3 protein-coding genes are annotated in these 3,756 nt (G+C 72.2%); 1 reads left to right on the plus strand and 2 read right to left on the minus strand.

Features of this window, described 5'->3' with window-relative positions:
• Nucleotides 1-136: 136 nt before the first annotated feature.
• Nucleotides 137-814 carry an LAETG motif-containing sortase-dependent surface protein gene (locus tag ABTY56_RS38470; RefSeq protein ID WP_350634348.1) on the minus strand — a complete coding sequence of 226 codons (678 nt, stop codon included), beginning with the start codon at nt 812-814 and terminating at the stop codon, nt 137-139.
• Between the two features lie 317 nt (nt 815-1,131).
• Nucleotides 1,132-2,469, minus strand: a complete 1,338-nt coding sequence (locus ABTY56_RS38475) for a choice-of-anchor A family protein (RefSeq protein WP_350634349.1) — start codon at nt 2,467-2,469, stop codon at nt 1,132-1,134.
• 219 nt (nt 2,470-2,688) lie between these two features.
• Between ABTY56_RS38475 and ABTY56_RS38480 the strand changes: the two genes are divergently transcribed.
• Complete coding sequence (locus ABTY56_RS38480; protein WP_502893276.1) at nt 2,689-3,660, plus strand: COX15/CtaA family protein; 972 nt, start codon at nt 2,689-2,691, stop codon at nt 3,658-3,660.
• Nucleotides 3,661-3,756: the final 96 nt, after the last annotated feature.

Here is a 3,756-nt window from a genome sequence, read left to right on the forward strand (position 1 = left end):
GCAGTTCGGCCTGGGTCACGGTGGCGCGGTGGATCTTCGACTTCAGCATGGTGCGTCGCACGTTCTCAACCTCACAGTGTGGTTTTCCCCCGGCCGCCTGAGGCCGGGGGGCGTCGCGCGTTCGGCTCGCGGTGCGTCAGCCCTGGCTGCCGCCGCGGCGCTTGCGGGCGAGCAGCACGAGCGCGCCGCCGACCAGCAGCACGCCGCCGCCGGCCGCCGCGATCATCGGGGTCGCGTCGCTGCTACCGGTCTGGGCGAGCACCGGCGCGCTGGTGGTGGGCGCCGGGGCGGGGGTCTTGCTCGGGGTGGGTGTGGCCGACGGGGTCGCGGTCGGCGTCACGGTGGGTGTCGGCACGGGGGTCGGGGTCACGGTCGGCGTCACGGTGGGCGTCGGCGTGGGAGTGGGGGTCTTGGTGGGGGTGGGGGTCGGAGTCGGCGTGTGGCACGGCTCGATCGTCTTGGTCTCGTTGATGTTCCACCCCTTCTCGTTCGGGTTCTCCGAGGTGGTGACCACCAGGGTCGCCTTGATCGGGGCGGTGTGGTCCTTCACCGGGAAGGTGCCGTGGAACTCGGCGGGGAAGGCCTTGGCGTCCAGGACCTTGTCGCCGTCGATGGTGAGGCTGACGGTGTTCTTCACGTCGGCCTTGGGGCTGTAGTTGATCAGATCGATCACGATCTTGTCGCAGGTCACCGACCAACTCGGCACGTGCGCCGAGGCGTTGGTGGCCAGTGCCAGGGGCAGTAGGAAACCGGCCGCCGCCGTGCCGGCCAGTGCCGCCGCGCCGATCCCGATGTGCCGCTGCTGTCGCGCCATTACGCTGTTCCCCTCCGAACGGTCTTGTGCAGCAGGCGTGTTGAGTGGTTCGCGGTGGCCCGCTACGGCTGTCCGGGGGACTCTACCGGCACTCCCGTATCCCGCCACACCCCGCCGTACGACCGGATTTCGTCTGTCCGCCCAGTCTCCGATGTGCAAGAGCAGCCCATCACAGTCGTCACCTCGCTGACCGCGGATTCGGCAAACTTGACTGAACGTTGTCACCTTTCGGACGGAACGGCGCCCCCGGAGATCCGCTTCGATCACCGGGGGCGCCGCTTCGGTCGGCCCGCGAACGTACCGCCCCTCCTGGGCCGTCAGGCCTTCCCGGCCGACCTCCGCCGGACGGCCAGCACGATCGCGCCACCGGCCGCGATCACCACGGCACCGCCGATCGCCAGCGGCAGCACGGGGCCGGAGCCGGTGTGCGCCAGGTTGCCGCCGCCGTCCGCCGTGGCGGACGGGCTCGGCGAGCCGGAGGCCACCGGAGCGGCCGTCGCACCGCCGCTCGACGGACCGGCCGAAGCGCTCGCGCCGGGCTTGCCGCTCGTCGACGCGGACGGGCTGCCCGACGGGCTCGCCGAACCGCCCGGGGAGGCCGAACCGCCCGGCGTCACCGACGGCGAGCCGCTCGGAACCACCGGCGGCACGGTCGGCGTGCCGGTCGGCGTCGGGACGACGGTGCCCGGCAGGCAGCCGGTGAAGGGGTAGTGGTGCGTCTCGGCGCCGCCCTTGCCGGTCAGCGAGGCCACGATCACCGAACCGTTGACCGGGCCGCCGCTGCCGAGGTCGAAGGCGGCGTTCGGCGCGAGCACCGTGCCGGCCCAGGCGGCCTGGCCGTTCTTGACCACCTTGGTCGCGGTCGGGAAGTTCCAGAGCAGCTTGGCCCGGATCGCCCCGCCCGCAGCACTCTGCAGCTTGTCGTCCAGGACGAAGGCCGACGTGCCGGCGTCCCACAGGTGGAAGCCGGTCGTCCCGGCCGCCGCCATGTCGTACGAGCCGCCGGTCACGTTGACCACCGTCACCGAGCCGGCCGGCACCTTGAGGTAGACGTCCTTGGCGCCCTGCAGCTTCGCCGCGTCGACGGTGAAGCTGTTGTACGTCGCGTCCCCGCCGGTGAAGGTCAGCTTGGCGCCCTCGGCCCGGACGGTGGCGCCGGCGGTCTGCGGCACGGCTGCCAGCGAGGTCGAGGCGGCGCGCAGCCCGGCGAACTCCGCCTTGAAGTCGATCGGTGAGGCGCCCTTGCCCACCTTCCCCCGGTGGGCTTCCAGGACGCCGGTCAGCGTGCCGCCGTAGACGCCGTTGCCCTTCATCACCTGGGTGTTGTGGCCGTTCAGGTTTCCGGCCACCACGAGGGCGTCGCCGCCCGGCAGTGCCGCGACCTGTTCGGGGGTGAGTTCCTGGCCGACCGAGAAGCTCCCCGGGTTCTTCGGGTCGTCTCCGGCGAAGTAGGCGTCGCCGCCCACGGCGACGGCGCCCTCGGCGTCGGGAACGTGATGGTCGTCGCCCTCGACGAACTCGCCGTAGAGGTTGGCGACCCCGAGGCTGCGGCACTCCTGGTCGGCGCCGACGGCCTGGGCGGCCGGCGCGAGGAGGCCGGCGAGTGCGAGCGAGCCGCCGACCGCGAGCGCGGCGGCGGAAGTGGGTATGCGCATGTGCTGGATCTCCGCTTGCGTGCGGGAGGGGTGGGAGCGGCCCAAAAAGGTCTGGACCAATCCGCACTCTTTCGATCAAACCGGCAATTGGTCAAGACCACCGACCGCCTTGCCCGAACAGTCCGCATTTGCGCTCCCGGTCACACCGCCCGCACCCGGGCCGCACCCGGCCCGCGCCCCGCCCCAAGATCGCCTGTAAGGCCGCCTACGATTGGTGCCGTGCGTACCCCCTTCTCCCTGCTCGCCGAGCGCTGGCAGCCCTCCGCCGCGATGGTCCGGCGCGCCGCGTTCGCCGCGCTGGTGATGAGCGTGGTGATCGTCGTCACCGGCGGCGCCGTCCGGCTCACCGCCTCCGGCCTCGGCTGTACGACCTGGCCCCGCTGCACCGACGAGAGCCTGACGCCCACGGCCGAGATGGGCTTCCACGGCATCGTCGAGTTCACCAACCGGATGCTCACCTACGTGCTGAGCGCCGCGGTCGGCTGGGCCATCCTGGCCGCCCGCTGCCACCGACCCTGGCGGCGCAGCCTGACCAAGCTCGGCTGGGCGCAGTTCTGGCTGGTGATGAGCAACGCCGTGCTCGGCGGCATCACCGTGCTGACCGGCCTCAACCCGTACACCGTCGCGCTGCACATGATCGCCGCGATGGCGCTGGTCTGGGTCGCGCTGCTGATGTGGGAGCGCTCCAAGGAGGGCGACGGCCCGGCCGTGCTCGCGGTGGCCCGCCCGATCCACCAGCTCTCCTACGTCCTGGTCACGGTGGTCGGCCTGCTCGTCGCGGCGGGCACCCTGGTGACGGGCGCGGGCCACCACCCTGGCACGCCCAAGGACAACAAGATCGTCCCGCGGATCCCGATCGACTACGACCGCCTCGCGCAGTTCCACGCCGACTTCGCCTTCGTCTCGGTCGGCCTGGCCATCGCGGCGATCTTCGTCCTCGCCGCCGTCAAGGCCCCCCGGCCCGCCAAGGCCCGCGCCAGGGAACTGCTCGCGGTCCTGCTGCTCCAGGGCGTGCTCGGCTTCGTCCAGTACTTCACCGACGCCCCCGAGCTGATGGTCGGCCTGCACATGTTCCTGGCCACGCTGACCTGGATCGCCGCCCTGCGCATCCCGCTCGCCCTGCGCACCCGCGAGGACGCGGCCGCCGCCGAGCAGCTGCCCGACCGGACCCGGCAGACCGCGACCGTCTGAGGCCGCCGGGAACGACACCGGACAGCGCGAAGGCCCGGTTCCCCTCGTACGGGGGAACCAGGCCTTCGCGCTGTCCGGGGGGCGTCAGCCGCCGAG

This window comes from Kitasatospora sp. NPDC097691, assembly GCF_040302665.1.
Taxonomy (GTDB): domain Bacteria; phylum Actinomycetota; class Actinomycetes; order Streptomycetales; family Streptomycetaceae; genus Kitasatospora.

What these genes read in the sequence shown, in the direction of transcription:
- ABTY56_RS38470 (WP_350634348.1), bottom strand. Translation starts at nt 814, where the DNA reads ATGGCGCGACAGCAGCGGCACATCGGGATCGGCGCGGCGGCACTGGCC.
- ABTY56_RS38475 (WP_350634349.1), bottom strand. Translation starts at nt 2,469, where the DNA reads ATGCGCATACCCACTTCCGCCGCCGCGCTCGCGGTCGGCGGCTCGCTC.